Annotated in this window: 21 protein-coding genes; 12 read left to right on the top strand and 9 right to left on the bottom strand. The window is 67.0% G+C overall.

From position 1 onward, the window contains the following. The first annotated feature begins 29 nt into the window (after positions 1–29). The 5 genes from hisA to ACGGKE_RS09510 all read left to right on the top strand — a co-directional run bounded on the left by hisA (position 30) and on the right by ACGGKE_RS09510 (position 2,920). On the top strand, positions 30–767 hold the full coding sequence (hisA, locus tag ACGGKE_RS09530) for a 1-(5-phosphoribosyl)-5-[(5-phosphoribosylamino)methylideneamino]imidazole-4-carboxamide isomerase (RefSeq protein WP_394437324.1): 738 nt from the start codon (positions 30–32) through the stop codon (positions 765–767). Beyond that, complete coding sequence (hisF, locus tag ACGGKE_RS09525; protein ID WP_394437322.1) at positions 764–1,528, top strand: imidazole glycerol phosphate synthase subunit HisF; 765 nt, start codon at positions 764–766, stop codon at positions 1,526–1,528. The genes hisA and hisF overlap by 4 nt, the downstream gene beginning before the upstream one ends. 125 nt (positions 1,529–1,653) lie before the next feature. Next, entirely contained in the window at positions 1,654–1,929 is a 276-nt protein-coding gene (locus ACGGKE_RS09520) for a PEP-CTERM sorting domain-containing protein (protein ID WP_394437319.1), read from the top strand. Positions 1,930–1,971: 42 nt separating this feature from the next. Next, positions 1,972–2,292, top strand: a complete 321-nt coding sequence (locus tag ACGGKE_RS09515) for a phosphoribosyl-ATP diphosphatase (protein ID WP_394437317.1) — start codon at positions 1,972–1,974, stop codon at positions 2,290–2,292. Between the two features lie 61 nt (positions 2,293–2,353). Continuing rightward, on the top strand, positions 2,354–2,920 hold the full coding sequence (locus ACGGKE_RS09510) for a hypothetical protein (protein WP_394437315.1): 567 nt from the start codon (positions 2,354–2,356) through the stop codon (positions 2,918–2,920). Positions 2,921–2,930: 10 nt separating this feature from the next. On the opposite strand, the gene ACGGKE_RS09505 is transcribed toward ACGGKE_RS09510, so the two are convergent. Continuing rightward, positions 2,931–3,830 (bottom strand): histone deacetylase, encoded by a 900-nt coding sequence (locus ACGGKE_RS09505; RefSeq protein WP_394437313.1) that lies wholly within the window; start codon positions 3,828–3,830, stop codon positions 2,931–2,933. Between the two features lie 56 nt (positions 3,831–3,886). Here ACGGKE_RS09505 and ACGGKE_RS09500 point away from each other — a divergent pair, with 56 nt between their 5' ends. The 6 genes from ACGGKE_RS09500 to ACGGKE_RS09475 all read left to right on the top strand — a co-directional run bounded on the left by ACGGKE_RS09500 (position 3,887) and on the right by ACGGKE_RS09475 (position 9,931). Next, positions 3,887–5,356, top strand: coding sequence for a L,D-transpeptidase family protein (locus ACGGKE_RS09500; protein WP_394437311.1), 1,470 nt, complete (start codon positions 3,887–3,889; stop codon positions 5,354–5,356). Positions 5,357–5,361: 5 nt separating this feature from the next. After that, positions 5,362–5,676, top strand: coding sequence for a hypothetical protein (locus tag ACGGKE_RS09495; protein WP_394437309.1), 315 nt, complete (start codon positions 5,362–5,364; stop codon positions 5,674–5,676). 52 nt (positions 5,677–5,728) lie between these two features. Next, the gene (locus ACGGKE_RS09490) at positions 5,729–6,400 is read left to right on the top strand and encodes a murein L,D-transpeptidase catalytic domain-containing protein (protein ID WP_394437306.1); all 672 of its coding nucleotides are present in this window, start codon (positions 5,729–5,731) and stop codon (positions 6,398–6,400) included. 67 nt (positions 6,401–6,467) lie between these two features. Next, the gene (locus ACGGKE_RS09485; protein WP_394437304.1) at positions 6,468–7,526 is read left to right on the top strand and encodes a DUF3667 domain-containing protein; all 1,059 of its coding nucleotides are present in this window, start codon (positions 6,468–6,470) and stop codon (positions 7,524–7,526) included. 31 nt (positions 7,527–7,557) lie between these two features. Continuing rightward, on the top strand, positions 7,558–8,475 hold the full coding sequence (locus ACGGKE_RS09480) for a DMT family transporter (protein WP_394437302.1): 918 nt from the start codon (positions 7,558–7,560) through the stop codon (positions 8,473–8,475). Between the two features lie 94 nt (positions 8,476–8,569). Next, positions 8,570–9,931 carry a methyl-accepting chemotaxis protein gene (locus ACGGKE_RS09475; protein ID WP_394437300.1) on the top strand — a complete coding sequence of 454 codons (1,362 nt, stop codon included), beginning with the start codon at positions 8,570–8,572 and terminating at the stop codon, positions 9,929–9,931. 54 nt (positions 9,932–9,985) lie between these two features. Here the strand turns inward: ACGGKE_RS09475 and ACGGKE_RS09470 are convergent, their stop codons facing one another. From ACGGKE_RS09470 to ACGGKE_RS09440, 7 genes are all read right to left on the bottom strand, one after another. Continuing rightward, entirely contained in the window at positions 9,986–10,795 is an 810-nt protein-coding gene (locus tag ACGGKE_RS09470) for a hypothetical protein (RefSeq protein WP_394437298.1), read from the bottom strand. 106 nt (positions 10,796–10,901) lie between these two features. Then, the gene (locus ACGGKE_RS09465; protein WP_394437296.1) at positions 10,902–11,597 is read right to left on the bottom strand and encodes an ATP12 family chaperone protein; all 696 of its coding nucleotides are present in this window, start codon (positions 11,595–11,597) and stop codon (positions 10,902–10,904) included. Then, positions 11,594–11,860, bottom strand: a complete 267-nt coding sequence (locus ACGGKE_RS09460) for a hypothetical protein (RefSeq protein WP_394437294.1) — start codon at positions 11,858–11,860, stop codon at positions 11,594–11,596. The genes ACGGKE_RS09465 and ACGGKE_RS09460 overlap by 4 nt, the downstream gene beginning before the upstream one ends. Beyond that, the gene (locus ACGGKE_RS09455; protein ID WP_394437292.1) at positions 11,857–12,516 is read right to left on the bottom strand and encodes an HAD-IA family hydrolase; all 660 of its coding nucleotides are present in this window, start codon (positions 12,514–12,516) and stop codon (positions 11,857–11,859) included. The genes ACGGKE_RS09460 and ACGGKE_RS09455 overlap by 4 nt, the downstream gene beginning before the upstream one ends. Before the next feature lie 10 nt (positions 12,517–12,526). Continuing rightward, a complete protein-coding gene (locus tag ACGGKE_RS09450; protein ID WP_394437290.1) occupies positions 12,527–13,885 on the bottom strand; it encodes an RluA family pseudouridine synthase in 1,359 nt (452 codons plus the stop codon). After that, on the bottom strand, positions 13,882–14,280 hold the full coding sequence (gene crcB, locus ACGGKE_RS09445; RefSeq protein ID WP_394437288.1) for a fluoride efflux transporter CrcB: 399 nt from the start codon (positions 14,278–14,280) through the stop codon (positions 13,882–13,884). Before crcB ends, ACGGKE_RS09450 begins: the two co-directional genes overlap by 4 nt. 44 nt (positions 14,281–14,324) lie before the next feature. Further along, positions 14,325–15,281: a DMT family transporter gene (locus tag ACGGKE_RS09440; RefSeq protein WP_394437286.1), complete on the bottom strand. Its 957-nt coding sequence runs from the start codon at positions 15,279–15,281 to the stop codon at positions 14,325–14,327. Between the two features lie 98 nt (positions 15,282–15,379). On the opposite strand from ACGGKE_RS09440, the gene ACGGKE_RS09435 reads away from it, so the two are divergent. Further along, a complete protein-coding gene (locus ACGGKE_RS09435; protein WP_394437284.1) occupies positions 15,380–15,853 on the top strand; it encodes an Lrp/AsnC family transcriptional regulator in 474 nt (157 codons plus the stop codon). On the opposite strand, the gene ACGGKE_RS09430 is transcribed toward ACGGKE_RS09435, so the two are convergent. Next, positions 15,850–18,642, bottom strand: a complete 2,793-nt coding sequence (locus ACGGKE_RS09430) for a TonB-dependent receptor (RefSeq protein ID WP_394441870.1) — start codon at positions 18,640–18,642, stop codon at positions 15,850–15,852. The two genes, ACGGKE_RS09435 and ACGGKE_RS09430, sit on opposite strands and share 4 nt — an antisense overlap. Positions 18,643–18,753: the final 111 nt, after the last annotated feature.

Genomic DNA, 18,753 nt, shown 5'->3' with positions numbered 1-18,753 from the left:
GTGCCTCAGCCAATCGAACGGATGTTGTGATGTCCCTGATCGTCTTTCCCGCCATCGACCTCAAGGGAGGGCAGGTGGTCCGCCTCGCCGAAGGCGATATGGATCGCGCCACCGTCTATGGCGATGATCCCGCCGCCCAGGCGCTGCTCTTCGCCAATGCCGGGGCCCAGCATCTGCATGTCGTCGATCTCGACGGCAGCTTTGCGGGCCATGCGGTGAACGCACAAGCGGTAGAAGCGATCGTCGAGGCCTTTCCGGGCCACGTTCAGCTGGGCGGCGGCATCCGCAACCGGGAAGCGGTGGAGCGCTGGTTCGACCTTGGCGTCTCGCGCATTGTCATCGGCACGGCGGCGCTCAAGGATCCCGCCTTCGTCAAGGCGGCGGCGCGCGATTTCCCCGGCGGCATCGTCGTGGCGGTCGATGCGCGCGACGGGTTCGTCGCGACCGATGGCTGGGCGGAAAAGAGCGATATGGCCGTGATCGACCTCGCCCGCCGGTTCGAGGATGCGGGCGTCGCCAGCCTGCTCTTCACCGACGTGGGCCGCGATGGCCTGCTCAAAGGCTGCAATATCGACGCGACGGTGGACCTAGCCCGCGCGACCGACATTCCGGTGATCGCCAGCGGCGGCGTCGCCGGGATCGCCGATATTCGCGTGCTCAGCCTGCATGCCGACGAAGGCATCGAAGGCGTCATCACCGGCCGCGCGCTCTATGACGGGCGGCTGGATCTCAAGACCGCCCTGGCGGTGGCGCAGGCGGCGGCATGACCGTCCGCACCCGCGTCATTCCCTGCCTCGACGTCGCCGATGGGCGCGTGGTGAAAGGCGTCAACTTCGTTGATCTGAAGGACGCCGGCGATCCGGTGGAGCAGGCGCGGCTCTATGATGCGGCCGGCGCGGACGAACTCTGCTTCCTCGACATCACCGCCACGCATGAAGCGCGCGGCACGATATTGGATGTGGTGCGGCGCACGGCCGAGGTTTGCTTCATGCCCGTGACCGTGGGCGGGGGCGTGCGCAGCGCCGACGATGCGCGCGCGTTGCTGCTCGCCGGCGCGGACAAGGTCGCGGTCAACAGCGCGGCGGTGGTGCGGCCTGAACTGGTGGCCGACATCGCCGATCGCTTCGGCAGCCAGTGCATCGTCGGCTCGGTCGACGCGCGCAAGGTGGGCGAGGGTCGCTGGGAAATCTTCACTCATGGTGGACGCAAGCCGACCGGGATCGACGCGCTGACGCATGCGCTGCGCCTGGCGGAACTGGGCGCAGGCGAATTGCTGGTCACGTCGATGGATGGCGATGGCACCCGGCAGGGCTATGACCTGGCTCTCACGCGCATGATCGCCGATGCCGTGTCGGTGCCGGTGATCGCCAGCGGTGGCGTCGGCACGCTCGACCACCTGGTGGACGGCGTCATCCAGGGCCATGCCAGCGCGGTTCTGGCCGCCTCGATCTTCCATTTCGGCCAGCACAGCGTCGGCGACGCGCATCGCGCGCTGGCCGCAGCGGGCGTGCCTGTCCGCGCCGCCTGATCGAGGAATGGATCAAATTGGCACAGGCCGCCGAACGCGGCTTGGTTAATGCCATGGAAAGGTTCTTGCCGGTCCGGTATGCGGTTGGCTCCGATATTCCGTTTTTGGGTTAGCAGGGGTGTGACATGCAATACGGAAAGATGCTTCTGGTCGCCGGCGTCGCCGGCCTGATGGGCGCAGCCGTGCCCGCGCCGGCGCAGGCGACCTGGTGGTGCTGGTTCGGCAAATGCGGCGGCGGCAGCAGCTCGTCCTCGTCGGGCGGCCATTCGTCCAGCGGCGGATCGTCGGGCGGAACGCCCACGCCGGTGCCCGAGCCTGAGCAGATGGCGCTGTTCGCGATGGGCGCCGCCGTGCTCTGCGGCCGGGCCTTTGTCGTGCATCGCAAGAACCGCCGGCAATAAATTTCGTTTGACGGGTCGCGCGCGCGGCGCTTGATGCGTGGCATGCGCGCGACTCTTCATCAGCTCGAACAGACCATCCGCCAGCGGCGTAGCGCCGATCCGGCGGCCTCCTATGTCGCCCGGCTGACGGCGAAGGGCCGCGCCAAGATCGCGCAGAAAGTGGGCGAGGAGGCGGTGGAGACCGTCATCGCCGCCATGGCCGACGATCGCCCTGGCGCCGTGGGCGAAAGCGCGGACCTGCTCTTCCACCTGCTGGTGCTGCTCGCGGACCTCGACATTTCGCTCGACGCCGTGCTCGACGAGCTCGACCGGCGCGAAGGCGTGTCGGGCATCGCCGAAAAGGCGGCCCGTCCGCAGGACTGAAGGGAAAGATTCGGTCCATGTTGCGTTGAAGCAGCAGCTTCTTTCGCAACAGGGGGTCATCATGGTTCGTTCGGTCATCGGGGGGCTGCTCGGCGGTCTCGCCATGTATATCATCGGCTTCATCTTCTGGGGCACGCCGCTCAGCGCGCTCGCCCTCAGCCGCGCCGGCGACCAGGAAAGCGCCAATCTCCAGGCAGCGCTGGCGCAAGGGTTGAACGCCAGCGGCACCGGCGTCTACATCATCCCCGATCCGGCGACGGCGCAGGGCACCATCCTCTACGGCCGCGGCCCGATCGCGCAGGTCTTCTACAACTGCAGCGGCTTTCCCGTCACCGATGGCGCGGCGCTGATCGGCGGGCTGATCCTGGCCCTGGTCGTCGGCGTGCTGATCGCCCTGGCGCTCCGCTTCGCGCTCGCCGATTTCGGCAGCCGGATGCGCGTCACCATCCTGTTTTCGATTGCCGCGGTGCTGTGGCTCCATATCGGCCAGCCGGTATTCAACCACGCGCCCTGGGGCTATTTCCTCTATCTGGCATTCAGCGATTTTCTGGCGCTGGCGGCAGCGGGGCTGATCGCGGCGAAGCTGATGGAGCGCAAGGTCGGGCCCGACGCCACCACCATGCATTGAGGCGTCGGCGTCAGGCCGCCGCTTCCTGCGCCATGCGGATCATGCAAGCGGCATGGCGGCGCGCGATCAGCATCCGGTCCGCGCCATAGCCGCCGCCCATGGTGCTGGCGACCGCAATAGACCGTGACCGCGCCTGGCGCAGGACGAAGCGGTCGCGCGCGTCGAGCCCCGCGTCGGTCATGGCGAGGCGCCCCAGTCGGTCGTCGCCATGCGGATCAACGCCCGCCTGATAGAGGATGAGGTCGGGTGCGAAGCCATCGAGCGCGCGCGGCACGACATCCTGCAGCACCGCCAGATAGGCGTCGTCGCCCGTTCCGTCCTCCAGCGCGATGTCCAGCGTCGACCGCGCCTTGCGCGCTGGAAAGTTGCGCTCGGCATGGATGGAGAGGGTGAAGATGTCGGCGCGATCGGCCAGCAGCGCGGCGGTGCCGTCGCCCTGGTGCACGTCCAGGTCCAGGATGAGGATGCGCGTCGCTTCCCCTTCCGCGATCAATCGGTTGGCGGCGATGGCGAGGTCGTTGAACACGCAATAGCCCGCGCCGGTGTCGTACAGCGCATGATGGCTGCCGCCAGCCGCATTGGCGGCATAGCCATGCAGCCGGGCCAGCCGCGCCGCCGCCCATGTGCCGCCGGGCGACAGCATCGCGCGCCGCGCCACCCGCTCGGTGATCGGAAAGCCGATCCGTCGCGCCTTGTCCGCCGGCACCGTCAGGTTCAGCACGTCGGCGACATAGGCCGGGTCATGCACCGCTTCCACCCAGGCGCGCCCCATGGGCTCGGGCGCATGCACGGTCATCGCCGCCCCGCTTTCGCGCAGGGCATCCATCACCAGTCCATATTTGTCGAACCGATGCGTGCTGCCGGGTGTTGCAGGGGAGACATAGGCCGGATGGTGAACAACGTGCAGCATGATCTTTTCCGCTATCGCGATTTGAACCCAGGACGCTTTGCGCTATCTGGTCCAGCATGAACCGTCCCCGCATGATCCGTTTCCCTGCGCCCGCGCTGATTGGCCTTCTCGCTCAGTCGCTCGCCATCCTGCCGCTCGCCGCGCAGACCCCCCCGCCCGCCGTCGCGCCGACCCTGCCCGGGTCGGGCATGGTCCAGCCGATCCCGGCGCTGCGTCCTCCGGTGCCGATCCCGCCGCTGTCGGCCGCGCAGGAAGCCTGGGCCAATGACTGGCTGAAGACCGGCGCTGCTCAGGGGCTGATGGCGCGGCAGAAGCGCAGCGGCCCGCTGCATGGCGAAGCGCTGGTCAACGCCATGCTCGACCGGGCGCGCGCGCTCAGCACCGGGCGCGTCGACACCGCCGATTTTCTCGACATCTGGGCGCTGCGGCCGGAGCCTTTCGATCCGCGTCCGGGTCTCGCCAAGGCGGTGGCCGAGGATGGTCTGGAGCAATGGGCCAGCAGGCTGACGCCGCCCTGGGCCGGTTATGAGACGCTGCGCCAGGGCCTGGCTCGCTATGAAGCGATCCGCGACCGGGGCGGCTGGCAGCCGCTGTCGGCCGCTTCCTCTCCCGATGCCGTGCGCAAGCGCATCGCGATGGAGGATCCCGCCGTCACCCCGGGCGAAAGCCTGACTGACATCGTGCAGCGGGCGCAGCGCCGCTACGGCCTCAACCCCACCGGCAATCTGGATACGCGCACGCTCGCCGCGCTCAATGTCAGCGTCGACGATCGCATCGCCGCGATCATGGCCAATATGGAGCGGTGGCGCTGGATGCCGCGCAGCCTGCCGGTCAATCGGGTGCAGGTGAATATCGCCGCGGCCGTGCTCACCCTCTTCGAAGGGGACCAGCCGGTTATGTCGATGCGCGCCGTCACGGGCAGTCCGGACAATCAGACGCCGATGCTGGCCTCCAGCATTCATTCGATCGTCGTCAATCCGCCATGGAACGTGCCGATGTCGATCGCCAAGCGCGAACTGTTTCCCAAGGGGCGTGCGACCCTGATCCGGCAAGGCTACAAGATCGTCAAGACGCCCGAAGGCGGCGAGCGCATCGTCCAGCCGGCCGGACCCAACAGCGCGCTGGGCCGGCTGAAGTTCGACTTCAACAATCCCTTCGCGGTCTATCTGCACGACACGCCGGCGCGCGGCAAATTCTCCAGCTATGACCGGCTGGCCAGCCATGGCTGCATCCGCCTGGAAAAGCCGGTGGCGCTGGCGGAGCAGATGGTGTCGGCGGATCCCGACCTGAACGGGCAAATCCAGAATCTGATCGACGAGGGCAAGACGCAGCGCGTGTCGCTGCCGCAGAATGTCGCGGTCTACCTGCTCTACTGGACGGCCTTCGCCAATAATGACGGCGTGGTCAGTTTCCGCAACGACCCCTATGGCTGGGACAAGCTGCTGGCGCAGAAGATCGAGGCGTCGAGCAGCCGCGCCGATCCCACCGCCGCTCCCGCTCCCGCTTCCATCGCATCGAAGGACTGATCCCCATGCGCAAATTCGCCCTCATCGCCCTTTCCGGCGCGCTCATCCTGTCCGCCTGCGGCAAGAAGGAAGAGGAAGCCCCCGCACCGACCAATGATCTGGTCGAGCCGCCGGTCGAAAATGTCATCGTCGAGGAGCCGGACGCGCCCGCTCCCGAGCCGCAGAATGTCGCCGAGCCGGCACCCGTCGCGCCGCCGCCCTCCATTTCCGAAGAACAGCAGATTCTGGATGATGCGGAAGCCAGTGGCATGACATCGCGCCTGTCGCGCGACGGCGAAGCGGGCATGTCGGCAGACGAAGCGAGCAACGCGAGCAAGTGAAGTCTTGCGCCCCGGGGTTCAACCGGGGCGACAGCTTTGCTATATTGCGGGCATGGATCGCCGCAATTTCACGAAGTTCGCTTTGAGCGGACTCGCCTTCTCGTTTCTGTCCGACAGCATGGGACGCGCCGCGCCGCCAACCCTGCCTCAACCCGCCACGCCGGCTCCGGTTCCGCGCGTCCCAGCGGCGCCCGCCAGACCGCTGCCGCGCTACGCCGCCTTGCTGGATCGCGCCCGCGCGGCGCTCGATCAGCATGGCCGGGCTTTCACGCTGCGGGATCGGGTCGGCATCGTCGACTTCGACGCGCCGTCGAAGGATCTGCGGATGCACATCGTCGACCTGGTGAGCGGGCAGGCGAACAGCTATCTCGTGTCCCACGGTCGCGGTTCGGACCCGGGCCATTCGGGCTGGCTGCACAGTTTCTCCAACGAGTTCAACTCGCTCGCCAGTTGCCAGGGCGCATTCCGGACCGAGATGGAATATGTCGGCCAGCATGGCCGCTCCATGCGTCTCGCCGGGCTTGATCCGCAGAACAACAACGCCGAAGCGCGGGCCATCGTCGTTCATGGCGCCGATTATGTGACGGAGGATCATGTCGCCGCCTGGGGTAAATGCGGGCGCAGCGAAGGCTGTTTCGCGGTCGCGCCGCATATCGTGCCGCAGGTGCTGGGCTTGCTCGGACAGGGCCGGCTGCTCTATTCGGGCAAACTCGGCGCTGCCTGAACGGGGCGAGCCGGGCTCCCGCACAAGCTGTCTGGCGTCCGTCATACACCGCTGATATTCTGTCGCCATGACAGGGGGAATCGAAGCGGCGGGAGACGCCGTCACCGGAGCGATGCTGGCGCGGGCGGTGGAGCCGTCCCATGGCGAGACGCAGCAGGCCGGCCATGGCGCGTGCCTCAATTGCGGCGCCACGTTGGAGGGTCCTTATTGCGCCCAGTGTGGGCAGGCCGCGCATCTGCATCGCAGCTTCTCCGCGATCGGTCATGATCTGGCCCACGGCGTGCTGCATCTGGAAGGCAAGGTCTTCACCACCCTGCCGGAACTTGCGCTGCGCCCGGGCAAGCTGACGCGCCGCTATGTGCATGGCGAACGGGCCAAGTTCGTGTCGCCCTTCGCGTTGTTCCTGTTCAGCGCCTTCCTCATGTACGCCATTTTCTCGCTCACCAGTCATGATGGGCCGGAGGGGGAGGGCAAGGGCGTTCAGATGGACGCGGGCGCTCGCGCAGAACTGACGCGGGAGCAGGCGAAGGCCGACGCCCGCATCCGCAAGATCGAAGCCGATCTGGCCGAACCCGGCATTTCGCAGGGCAGGCGCGAATCGCTGGCGGAAAAGCTGGATGAGGCGCGGGCGGAGCGTAACGGGCTGACGCTGGCCGGCAATCTGACGGACTCGCTCACCGGGGACGGGGTCAATGGCGGCGTCGCCAAGACGGTCGGCAAGGCCGTGAGCGCGGCGGCGAAGAACCCGGATCTGGCCTATTACAAGCTCAAGGCCAATGCCTATAAATTTTCCTGGGCGCTGATCCTCATCTCGCTTCCTTTCCTGTGGCTGCTCTTTCCGTTCAGCCGCCGCTTCAAAATCTACGACCATGCGATCTATGTGACCTACTCGATCGCCTTCATGTCGCTGCTCTTCTCGCTGTCGATGCTGCTGACCGCGATGCATGTCAGCAGTGGCCTCGTCACGTTCGGGCTGATCCTGTTCGCGGTCTGGCACATGTACCGGCAGTTCAAGGACGCCTATCAGCTTTCGCGCACCGGCACGCTGTTGCGGCTGCCGCTGCTCTACGGCTTTGCGTGCGTGTCGCTGTCGCTCTTCTTCACATTCGTCGCCATGATGGGATGACGCACGGCGTGTCGCCGCTATAGGGCGGGGCATGATCACTTCCCCCATCTGGCTGCCCGCCACCCTGGTCGCGGGCGCGATGCAGGCCTGGCGCACAGCGGTGCAGCGGCGCGTCAGCGACAGCCTGTCGCTGAACGGCGCGGGGCTGGTCCGCTATCTTTACGGCATTCCCTTCGCGCTGGTGCTGCTCGCGGCCGATCGCCTGCTCTTTCCCGGCGCCCTGCCGGCGCTGCAAGCTGCCTTCCTGCTATTCTGCGCGGCCGGTGGACTGGCACAGATCATCGCTACCAATCTGCTCATCAGCGCCTTTCGCTATCGCAATTTCGTCGTCGGGACCGCTTATTCCAAGACCGAGGCGGTGCAGGGCGCGATCCTGTCCTTTTTCCTGCTGGGGGAAAATCTGTCGCCGCTCAGCTGGGGCGGGATCGGCTGCGGCGTGGCCGGAGTCATGCTGCTGTCGACCGGCGGGCGGAAAATGGGGCCCATGGATTTCCTGCGAGCATTGGGCCAGCCAGCCGCGGTGGCGGGCATCGCTTCGGGCTTTTTCTTCGCCCTCACCGCCATCGGCATCCGCCGCGCGACGCAGGCCGTCGACACGCCGGACCCCGTTCTCGCGGCCTTGATCGTGCTGGCGGTCACGATGCCGATGCAGACGGTGCTGCAGGGCGGCTGGCTGCTTGTACGCGAACCGGGCGAAATGCGCCGGGTCTTTACCAGTTGGCGTGTGTCGGGGCAGGTCGGCCTGCTCTCCGCTCTGGGGTCGGCATGCTGGTTCACCGGCTTTGCCACCGCACCTGTCGCTCTGGTCCGTATCGTGGGACAGGTCGAGGTCGCCTTTACCATGGCATTTGGCCATTTCTACCTGCGCGAACAGATGCAGCGCAGCGAAGCCGCCGGCCTGTTGCTGGTGGCGGCGGGTGTCGTGCTGGCGCTCGCCGGCGCGCTCTAGGTTCGCGAACGCCGCTAACGCTTAATTTACCACGCAGCGTTAGCGGTGCAGGGTGATGAGGGACACGCAATCTGACAATGTCGCGCGCGCGGTAATGAAGGTCGCCAAACTGTCTGGCGATCTGGGTATCCGCACGCTTGATCTCCAGGCTGACATCGGCGAACTCGCGACGCGCGTGACGCAGCAGGCGCGCACGATCGAGGCGATCAGCGGCGCGGCCGCGCAATTGTCGCAGGATGGTGAGCGCGTCTCGCTGGCGGGACAGGATGCGCGGGAGAAGGCGGTGGCCGCTCGCGCGATCATCGATGATTCGGGCCGCCAGCTATCGGCCGCCAACATGAACTTCGTCGACCTGATCGAGCAGGTGAGCCGCATTCATGCGCGGCTCGACGGCTTTGGCGAGGCGTTGAAGACGGTCGCTCATGTCACCAGCGTCATCAGCGGCATTGCCAGCCAGACCAATTTGCTGGCGCTCAACGCGACGATCGAGGCGGCGCGGGCGGGCGACGCCGGCCGCGGCTTTGCTGTGGTAGCGGCGGAGGTCAAGAAGCTGGCCCAGGAAACCGGCGCCGCGACGCAGACGATCGAACGCTCAATCGCCGCGCTGACGGGCGAGGCGGACGGCATGCTCGACAGCATCATGCGCGGCGCCCAGACGGCGCGCACAGCCCAGTCGGACACCCGCAACATCGAAACGCTGGTCGAGCGTCTCGCCGCGCTGATGCTGGACCTGTCCAACAATAGCGAAACGGTGGCGCAGCGCATCGGCTCTATGGTCGGATCGGCCGGGGAAATCCGCACAGGCCTCGCCGCCTTGGCGAGCACGTCGAACGATAATGCGGGCGGACTTCAACGCCTGTCCGGCCGCATTACGAGCGCGAGCGAGGATACCAACCTCCTGCTGCAATATCTGGCCGAAAGCGGCGTCGATATTCCCGACTCGCCCTATATCCGTTTCAGCCTGGAATCGGCGCAAGTCGTGTCTCAGGCGATCGAGCAGGCAATCGTCGAGGGCCGGATTTCAGAGGCGGAGCTGTTCAGCGAGCATTATGCGCCGATCCCCGGGACCGATCCCGAACAATTTACGCACCCGGTGCAGGCAGTCATGATTCCGGCCGCGCGCGTGCGCCAGGAAATGGCGCGGGGCTACACAGGGCTCTTCGGCATGACTTTCACCGATCGCAACGCCTTTGGCGCGGTCGCCATGCCCGAACGCGCGCATCCCCAGCGAAAAGGCGATAATGCGTGGAATGCAGAACATTCCCGCCAGGGGTTGATCTTCGACTTCCCCGACACGCGCGAACAGTGCCGCATCACCCAGCCCTTCTGCATCAAGGCCTATCGTCGTCCGACCGCCGATGGCGCGGTGGTGCTGCTGAAGCAAGTGATCGCGTCTATCCATGTGCGCGGCCGTCATTGGGGCGTCCTGCAGATGGCCTATCAGGATCAGGGCTGAACCCTTCGAACCGCCCGGGACGCATCGCCTGCGCCCCGAGCAGAGACGGCAGCTTTAGCCGGCCTTGGCGCCGGTCATCACTTCGATCGAGGGACGGTTGGTGGCGTCGATCGTGCCATCGGCCATCATCGCCTTCCCCATGTTGATCGCCTCGTCGCGCAAGCCTTCCTCCATCGACGTCTGGCTGGCTCCGATCAGGGCTGACAGCAGGATATTCTTGCTGACGGCGTCGGTCGGCTGCGCTGCGGTCGATGTGCGCGCCAGCTTCAGCGCCTCCTGATAATAGGGATCGGCCCCGTCCGTGTCCTGCGCCGCCAGCTTCTGATTGCCCAGCTGGATCAGGATGCCGGCCAGAATGTTGCGGCTGGCGGTGTCGCTCGGCTTGGCTTCGACGACCTTGCGCCAATAGGGCAGCGCGTCATTGTAGAGCGAGATCACCTTGTCCATCTGGCCCATGGCGCCATAGGCGGCGGCATCGGCATAGAGGGCGTTGGCAAGGAAGTTCACATTGTCGATCTTGCTGGGATCAGCCTCCACCGCGGTGCGGATCGCGGGAATGGCGGCATCATATTTGGCCACCGCGCCGGCATTGTCGCCGGCCTGCTGAGCGCTCTGGCCCGCCGTGAAGTCGGTGACGGCCTGATTGAAGGCGGCGATTTCCTCCGGCGTCATTTCGCGCGCGGCCGGCGCGGCGGCGTCAGTCGCCGGCGCTGCGGCATCCGCTGCTGAGGCGGGCGCTTCAGCGGGAGGCGTGGCCTGGGCGGGGGCGTTCGGCGCGGTGGGGGCCTGCTGGGCAAGGGCCGGCGCAGCCAGCGCCAGCGGCGCGGCGAACATCAAATAGGCAAGCTTGGCGGGTCGAGCCAATGTCAGGGTCTCCTTGAACTGGTTGCATCGAAACAATCGATCCGGCGCGGTTTTCGCGCGTCTCAACTCCTTCAATGAACGAAGCAATAGCCCGGTTCCGACTCTTTTACATTCGGCTCATCGCGCAAAAGGCTCCGGCCATGGAAAACTCCGCCGCTCGACGACTGTTCCGCGCCGCCGCTTCGACATCTTCGCCCCATTGCTCGCTCTGCCATGCCTCGTCGACCTCCGCCGCTTGCCAGACTGCAGCGGGATCTCGGCCGCCCTCGACTATGGCCAGGCCGCAGACCAGCGATCCGCTCAGCGTCACCAGCGTCGATAATGCTGCGAGCGTGAAAGGATCGAGCGCTGCCACCGCCGCTTCGAGCCGTGTGATGCTCTCGGGCGGCTGTGCCACCGGTATGACCCCACTCGTCAGCAGGAACGTCACGTCATAGCGCGCTTGCGCCCATTCCAGCAGCGGGTTCCAGACTTCTGCCTGCCGCTGCACCAGCGCGTCGGGACCCTCGGCGCGATAGCAAAGCAGGTCGCTCTGCGCATAGCGTGCGATGCCGGCGGCGAACGCTGCGGGATCGGGAGCGACATGATCGATCGCGGCATTGGCGAGGCCCGTGAAGGGCATGGCGGCAGGATCAATGGTGTCGCCCTGCGCGCGCCACTCCGCCGCCACGGCCTGCGCCAGGACCGGGGTCGGCAGCGCCAGCAGCGCGCGAGCGGGCGTGCGCACCGGTCGCCCGTCCAGTTCGATGGCGAAACCCTCGGCGCTCCCGACCATGGCGACATCCGTATAGAAACGCTTCATTGCGGCGGCCTTTTGCGGAACAGAGCCAGCAACAATCGCGGCACGACGACGAACTGGAACAGGCCCGTCACCACCATGATGGCGCCGAACGCCTTGGCCTTGTCGCCCTGCACCCAGGAAAAGCGCTGCATGATCGCCAGGAAGCCGAACATGACGATGAAGGCGCCGGACAGGCGGAACAGGCCGACCGCGAAATGACGCTGGCGCGCGACCTTTTCGGGGTCGATGGGCGGGGGCGGCGGGGAGGGTGGAACGTCGGTCATGGTGCGCCGATATGGCGGCGCAGCTCCATGCTGTCCATCGCCACGCCATGCGCGCCGGCCGCCGTCAGTTCCTGCGCCGGATGATAGCCCCATCCCACGCCGATCGCGCGCGCGCCAGCGGCCAGCCCCATGTCGATGTCGAAGCTGGTGTCGCCGATCATCACCGTCGTTTCGGGCGTCGCGCCCGCGTCGGCCATGGCGGTCAGCAGCATCGAGGGGTGCGGCTTGGACGGATGACGGTCGGCGGTCTGGAGCGTCACGAACCGATCGAGGATGCCATGGTGCGACAGGCAGAGGTTGAGGCCGCGATCGGATTTTCCCGTGGCAACGCCCAGCAGCCATCCCGCCGCATCCAGCTCCGTGACCAGCTCGGCGACGCCGGGATAGAGGGGTTCCGAGACGGCATTTTCCCGCCGCAACGCCTGAAACGCGTTCTTGTAATGATCGGCCAGATGATCGTGGAAATCGCTCTCCGCCTCGGGCAGCAGACGCGCCATGGCAACCGGCAGCGACAGGCCGACCACCGCCAGGATCGCCAGCCGCTCCGGCGGGGTCAGCTGCACCGCCTCGAACGCGCGCGCCATGGCGGCGCAGATATTATGCTGGCTGTCGACCAGCGTTCCGTCGCAATCGAATACGGCAAGGCGATTGGTCATGGCCGTGCGATCACGCGTTGCGCGCGCTGCCCCGCGCGCGTCGCTCGCCCTTGCGTCCCTTGCGATATTGCTTGGCATGCTGGCGCGCCGCCTTCTTCTCATCCTCGCGCGTGGGGGTGCGATCGATCTCGTCATCCAGCGGCATGTCGCCGAGCGCCAGGTCGAAACCCAGTTCGTTCAGGCTGTTGGCGAAATGAGTCGGCAGCTCCGCCGTCATGTCCACGCGCCCGCCATCGGGATGATCCACCCTGATGCGGCGCGCGTGAAGATGCATCTTGCGACTGATCGTCCCCGACAGGAACGCTTCCTTGCCGCCATATTTGCCATCGCCGACGATCGGATGGCCGATCGCCGCCATGTGGACGCGCAACTGGTGGGTGCGCCCGGTATAGGGCTGCAGCTCGACCCAGGCGGCGCGATTGCCCGCCCGTTCGATCACGCGATAGCGCGAGCGCGCCGGCAGGCCCTCTTCCTCGTCCACGTGCATCTTTTCGCCGCCGGTGCCCGGCTGCTTGGCGATTGGCAATTCGATCATGCCGTCCTCGATCGACGGGACGCCCATCACCAGCGCCCAATAGACCTTGCGCGCGGTGCGGCTGGAAAAGGCCTTGGCGAAATGCGCCGCGGCGCGGCTGGTGCGGGCGAGCAGCAAGGCGCCCGACGTATCCTTGTCCAGCCGGTGGACCAGCTTGGGCCGCGATTCCGCGTCGAACAAGAGCGCGTCGAGCAGCTTGTCGACATGAGCGTCGGTCTTGGTCCCGCCCTGGGTCGCCAGGCCCGGGGGCTTGTTGATGACGATCGCCTGCGCATCGCGATGGATCACCATGTCCTGCGCATAGGCGATCTCGTCCGGCGTCAGGTCGACGACGCGCGCCCGCTTGGGCCGATCGGCGGCCTCGGGCTTCTGTTCGGCGGGCGGCACCCGGATCATCTGGCCTTCACTGATGCGATCGCCCGGCGCGGCGCGCGCGCCATCGACGCGCAGCTGCCCCGTCCGCGACCATCGCGACACGAGGTTGAAGCCGACATCGGGCAGATGCCGCTGGAACCAGCGGTCGAGGCGGATGCCGTCGTCATCGGCGACCACCCGATATTGCCGCACGTCGAGCGATACGCCCTTGGCGGGATTGGGCTTGGCCGGACTGGTCTTTGCGGCGGCGGCGGCGGGCCGGGGCGTTGCGGAGCGTGCCGCCGCGGATTTGGCTGCCGCTGGCGCACGCGGCTTGAAACCGGGCTTGTCGCCATCGCGCTTGCGCAGGGCTGCTGGCTTGCCGCGTCCGGTCGGCTTGCGATCCGAAGGTCGGCCGCTTCCGGCGGTCTTGCCGCCGCGCGAACCCGCGCCACCCTTGGCTGGAGGACGCCCTTTCATGCCGCCACGTTCCGCATCAGCGTCAGGCCCAGCCCCAGCGCGCCGACGGCGCCGGCGACCGACGCCAGCGCATAGCCGAGCGCCGTCATGGTCTGGCCGCGATCGATCATCAGCATGGTTTCCAGGCTGAAGGCGGAAAAGGTGGTGAAGCCGCCAAGCAGGCCCACGCCCAGCAGCAGCCGCAGCGATTCGCCGCCGACGCGCGCTGCCGCGCCGCCCTCGCGCGCCAGCCATCCGGCGAGCAGGCCCATGGCGAAGCCGCCGATCAGATTGGCGGCGAACGTGCCCCAGGGCCAGGTCGCGCCCGGCGTCAGATGCCCGGCCAACCGGCCGAGCTGATAGCGCAGCGCCGCGCCGATCGCGCCGCCGCCCATCACGAGGAATAAATTGGTCATGCCGTTCGCCCTATAGCGAATCGGCCACAGGGGAAAGGACGCAATCAGGCGGCTGTCATCGCCTCCGCCGCGGGTCGCCGATGCGCGGCTATGCACGTGACGACGCTCAGCACCACCAGCAGGAAGGCCGCGCTTTCCAGCATCGTCGGCCAGCGCTGCTCCCACACGAAGCCGTAGAGCAACGCGAAGGCGGTTTCGAACAGGATCATCTGCCCCACCAGCGTCAGCGGCAGCAGCCGGCTCATCCGGTTCCACAGCCCATTGCCCAGGATCGACGCCAGCAGCGCGACGCCCACCGATACGCTGGCGAAGCGCGCCCAGGCGTCCGGCGCGTGGTCGCCCATGCCCATCCAGAGCGCCACCGGCAGCAGCAACAGCGCCTGGACGCCGGTCATCAGGCCGACCAGCAGGTTCCAGTCCTGCGCCTCCATCTGCGGCAGCCGGTCCAGCCAGTGGCGATTGCCGACAGCGAAGGCGGTCCAGGACAGCAGCGCGCCGATCGCGCAGCCAAGCCCCGCCAGTTGAAACAGGGCAGGTTCCGTCCGCACCCCGAACACCGCCTGCCAGCCGATGCACAGCGCGCCCGCCCCGCAGAGCAGAAGGGACGCGGCCAGCCGTCGCAGCGGCACCGCGCCCCGCGCGCGGCTGCCGATGATGGTAACCGCCACGGGCAGGAAGCCGATCACCAGCGACGTTATGGCAATGCCGCCCAACTGCACCGCGCTTGCCAGCAGGACATAATAGAGAAGATTGCCGGCAAGGGCGAGCCAGGCCAGCGCCCAGCCCGCCCCTGGCGGCAGTCCGGCAAGGAGCCGGCGCCAGCGGGGCGCCGCCAGGAGGGCGGCCATCAGGCCGAAAGCGAGATAGCGCCCAACCGCCAGGTCGATCGGTCGAAAATCGCGCACCAGCGCCGGCGCCAGGAATACCAGGCCCCACAATGCGCCGGCGCCCATGCCGCATGCTATGCCTGCCGCCGTGCCGCCGCTGCCGCCTCGCTCCATCTCGCCCTTCCCTTGATCGCTGCCTGTCGGGACTTATCATCATCGCAACGCGGATTGCGCTCTTGATTGCCTGCGCCCACGCAACAATTACGCGTGCCATGACGACGTCGCGCATTCTTGATTCCTTCGACCGCGCCATCCTGCGGATTCTCCAGCGCGACAACCGCACGCCCCAGCGCAGCATCGCCGAAGCGGTGAACCTGTCGACCGCCGCCGTGCAGCGACGGGTCGCCGCGCTGGAACGCGATGGCGTCATCGCGCGCAACAGCGCCATGGTCGCGCCGCACGCCCTGGGCTTGGCCATCACCGCGATCGTCGATGTGCGACTGACTGACGAGAAGGCGGCGACGGTCGACCGGGTCAAGGCGCAGTTCCGCGCCGATCCGGACGTGCAGCAATGCTATTATGTCACGGGCGGCCCCAGTTTCGTGCTGCTGATCCTGTCATCGGACATGCAAAGCTACGAAGCGACGACGCGTCGCCTCTTCGCGGAGAATGAGGCGGTCGCGAGCTATCACAGCTATCTGGCGCTGGACCGGGTGAAGGCGGGCATGGACCTGCCGATCGCTTAACCGCCCGCTCGCGCCCTGCCGAAATTGGGTGTGAACAGCTTGCGGAAGCTGATCGAGATCGTCCGGCCCAGCGGATCGAGATAATCCTGCTGGTAGCGCAGCGGCGTCATGCCGGTCGCGTCCCGCACCTCGCGCCGCTGGTTGAAGATATTGTCGACCTGCAGCGACACGCGCGCGCCGCGCAGGAAGGGTATATTCTTCACCAGACTGGGCATTTGCCCGAGATTCGCGAACAGGCGCAGGTTCGCCGTGGCGAGGCTGCCGAACTCCAGGCGCGAACTGCCGTCCAGCGCGCCGTCGACATGGGTGCCGCTTTCCCAGTCGATGCCCAGCCGCGCGCCAAGGCCGTTGTTGGAATAGCCGACCCGCGCCTTGATCTCATGCCGGGGCTGGCCGCCCGACGATCCGGTGGCGTCGCCGTTCAGCAGGTCCAGTTCCGGCACGCCCGGCGCGATCAGGATGCTCTCTTCCAGATGCCAGGTGTGGTAGAGGCTGAAGCTCAGCCGCCCGCCGCCCTGGCCATCGCCGCGCCCGCGGCCGCCGCCAAAACCGCCGCCGCTCGGCCCGCGCGGTCGTTCGCCGCCATCGCCCGGGCCGGCATTGTCGCGACCGCCTTCCGCGCGTTCGCCACCGTCGCCGGCGGGCGGGGCGCCATCCTGGCCGGCAGGGCGTTCGCCCGGTGAGCGGTTCCGGGCGAAGGCGGCGCGCATGTTGTCCAGTTCCTTCGGACGGTTTTCGGGCCGGGAGCCGCTCGCCCGCCACGCCTCAATCACCTTCTGGATATGCGACTTCAGCGCGATGGACAGGTCGAAGCCCCAGCGCAGTTGCTCGCTCTGCGACCGCAGGAAATTGATCGGCCGCGCGTCGACCTGGATCAGATTGCCATCGGCATCGCGCAGGAAGCGTTGCGGGAAGGCCGCTTCCAGGTCGGGAGTCGGGGTCGGGAAGGCGGCGATAGGATTAGTCGTGCGGCTGTTGAGATAGGTCGCCGTGAGCGTCAGATTGGGTTTTTCGAACGGCTTCACCCGGGCGCTGAGGCGAAACTGGTCGCGCACGCTCTCGCGCAATGCGGCATTGCCGCCGGACAGTTGCGTCACGAACACGCTCTGCCCAGTCGCATAGTCGAACACCGAAACGTTGGGGGTGGAAATCAGCGGATCGGTGATCTGCGCGCCCGTCGGGGCGGCGCGATCCTGATTGGCGGATGCGAGGATCTGGACCGCGCGGATCGGCTGCCAGCGCAGGCCGTAGCCCAGCGTTGAAAGCGTTCCGAAGTCCGACAATTGCTGCGCGGCGATGTTCAGATTGACGCCGATGTCGCCGATGCCGCCCAGAACGCCCTTGGACCGGCTGGTCAGTGGCACGTCCAGGCTGACCTGCCCGCTGCCGATCTCCCGGCTATAGTCGGTGCTGCGCTCCACGCCCGATCGCACCGACCGGCTTTCAAAGCCGTTGGCCGAGGCTCCCAGGCGAATCGATGTCATGACGTCGCCCGCCGGCATGCGGAACAGCGCGCCGCTCACGAGCAGGTCGGCGGTCACCGCCTGGCTCTTGGCGCGCGCGGTGTCGATGGTGCGGGTGGCAAGCAATCCGGGCGCAAAATCGCCATAGGGATTGACCGACGGATCGCCGGCATCCAGCGCAGCCTGGATGGCGTCGGTGTCGATGCCACGATCGGTGCGCGTGCGCGTAATCGACAGGTCGCCATTGCCCGTGAAGGACCATTGCCACTTGCGCCCGATCTGGCCGTTCAACGTGACGCCGACATGGCCCGTGGTGCCCCGGATCTGCTGCCCCAGCGCGCCGCCCTGCCCCAGATAGCGGAAAAGCGTCACATCCTGGGCGAAGGGCGAGAAAAGCGATCCGGCGGCCAGGCCAAGCGCAGCGGTGGACAGGCCCTGCAGCGAATCATTTTCCGACAGTTCCAGCCGGCCGTTGATCGTCGCCGACACGCCGCCCAGCGCGCGCGCCAGCGTCGCATTGGCGGAGAAATTCTCGGTGGCCGGGCTCAATGTGCGATAGGGGGTCAGGTCAGTGACCGCGGCGACATTGGCGCCGGCGACAAAGTCCGCCAGGCTGGGCGCGCCGCTCGCCGCGCTTCCCGGCACGGCGGCGACGGTGACCGTCTGGCCTGCCAGCGTCGACAGCGCCGGATCGACTTCCGCGCCGGACATGCCAGCGGCGATATTGCCGCCCAACGCATAAGGGCGGCTGGACGGGGTGGTGACGATGTCGCGCTCGCTTTCCAGCAGCCGCGCGGCGCGGCTATATTCGAGGTCCAGCGAGAAACGATCGTCGCCACGAATGCGCAGCAGGCCGGCCTCGACCTCGGCATTGTCCCGCCCGCCTTCGGTCGTGGTGCCCAGTTCCAGTTCCGCCTTTTCGGACCGGAAACGCTGGCGCAGGACGATGTTCACCACCTTCTGCGTGGGCGCATAGCCATAGGATAGGGCGACCTGCTCGGGCAGGATATCGACTCGCGCGACCGCTTCCGACGGAATGTCGCGAATTTCCGAGAAGCTGGAAATCCGCTTGCCATTGAGCAGGATGATCGGTGTGCCGTTGGTCTGCGGCTCCAGTTCGGTGATGATCTCGGCGATCGAGGTGACGCCCAGCGCGCGGACATCGGCAGGGGAGAGTTGCTGTTCGGGCTCGATCTCGCCGATCACCGCGCCGCGTTCCGGCTGGCCGGTGACGATGATCTCGTCGACCTCGTCGGCTGCCTCCTGCGGCGCCCCGCCCGACACAGGATCGTCCTGCGCCATCAGCGCGCCAGGTGCGACGCTCATCATCAGGGGCAGCAAAAAAATGGATGCGGATCGACGCACGAAAAACCCCCTATATGGAAATGACAAGCCTGATGCTGACCTAGGCGTTACTTGTCGCAAGATTCTGGCATT

Source organism: Sphingobium naphthae, from assembly GCF_043589935.1.
Taxonomy (GTDB): domain Bacteria; phylum Pseudomonadota; class Alphaproteobacteria; order Sphingomonadales; family Sphingomonadaceae; genus Sphingobium; species Sphingobium naphthae_A.
This window is presented reverse-complemented; position numbering and strand designations above follow the sequence as displayed.

Bases quoted from the DNA above. Each gene is read 5' to 3' on its own strand.
- hisA (WP_394437324.1), top strand. From the start codon at position 30: ATGTCCCTGATCGTCTTTCCCGCCATCGACCTCAAGGGAGGGCAGGTG.
- hisF (WP_394437322.1), top strand. From the start codon at position 764: ATGACCGTCCGCACCCGCGTCATTCCCTGCCTCGACGTCGCCGATGGG.
- ACGGKE_RS09520 (WP_394437319.1), top strand. From the start codon at position 1,654: ATGCAATACGGAAAGATGCTTCTGGTCGCCGGCGTCGCCGGCCTGATG.
- ACGGKE_RS09515 (WP_394437317.1), top strand. From the start codon at position 1,972: ATGCGCGCGACTCTTCATCAGCTCGAACAGACCATCCGCCAGCGGCGT.
- ACGGKE_RS09510 (WP_394437315.1), top strand. From the start codon at position 2,354: ATGGTTCGTTCGGTCATCGGGGGGCTGCTCGGCGGTCTCGCCATGTAT.
- ACGGKE_RS09505 (WP_394437313.1), bottom strand. From the start codon at position 3,830: ATGCTGCACGTTGTTCACCATCCGGCCTATGTCTCCCCTGCAACACCC.
- ACGGKE_RS09500 (WP_394437311.1), top strand. From the start codon at position 3,887: ATGAACCGTCCCCGCATGATCCGTTTCCCTGCGCCCGCGCTGATTGGC.
- ACGGKE_RS09495 (WP_394437309.1), top strand. From the start codon at position 5,362: ATGCGCAAATTCGCCCTCATCGCCCTTTCCGGCGCGCTCATCCTGTCC.
- ACGGKE_RS09490 (WP_394437306.1), top strand. From the start codon at position 5,729: ATGGATCGCCGCAATTTCACGAAGTTCGCTTTGAGCGGACTCGCCTTC.
- ACGGKE_RS09485 (WP_394437304.1), top strand. From the start codon at position 6,468: ATGACAGGGGGAATCGAAGCGGCGGGAGACGCCGTCACCGGAGCGATG.
- ACGGKE_RS09480 (WP_394437302.1), top strand. From the start codon at position 7,558: ATGATCACTTCCCCCATCTGGCTGCCCGCCACCCTGGTCGCGGGCGCG.
- ACGGKE_RS09475 (WP_394437300.1), top strand. From the start codon at position 8,570: ATGAAGGTCGCCAAACTGTCTGGCGATCTGGGTATCCGCACGCTTGAT.
- ACGGKE_RS09465 (WP_394437296.1), bottom strand. From the start codon at position 11,597: ATGAAGCGTTTCTATACGGATGTCGCCATGGTCGGGAGCGCCGAGGGT.
- ACGGKE_RS09460 (WP_394437294.1), bottom strand. From the start codon at position 11,860: ATGACCGACGTTCCACCCTCCCCGCCGCCCCCGCCCATCGACCCCGAA.
- ACGGKE_RS09455 (WP_394437292.1), bottom strand. From the start codon at position 12,516: ATGACCAATCGCCTTGCCGTATTCGATTGCGACGGAACGCTGGTCGAC.
- ACGGKE_RS09450 (WP_394437290.1), bottom strand. From the start codon at position 13,885: ATGAAAGGGCGTCCTCCAGCCAAGGGTGGCGCGGGTTCGCGCGGCGGC.
- crcB (WP_394437288.1), bottom strand. From the start codon at position 14,280: ATGACCAATTTATTCCTCGTGATGGGCGGCGGCGCGATCGGCGCGGCG.
- ACGGKE_RS09440 (WP_394437286.1), bottom strand. From the start codon at position 15,281: ATGGAGCGAGGCGGCAGCGGCGGCACGGCGGCAGGCATAGCATGCGGC.
- ACGGKE_RS09435 (WP_394437284.1), top strand. From the start codon at position 15,380: ATGACGACGTCGCGCATTCTTGATTCCTTCGACCGCGCCATCCTGCGG.
- ACGGKE_RS09430 (WP_394441870.1), bottom strand. From the start codon at position 18,642: ATGAGCGTCGCACCTGGCGCGCTGATGGCGCAGGACGATCCTGTGTCG.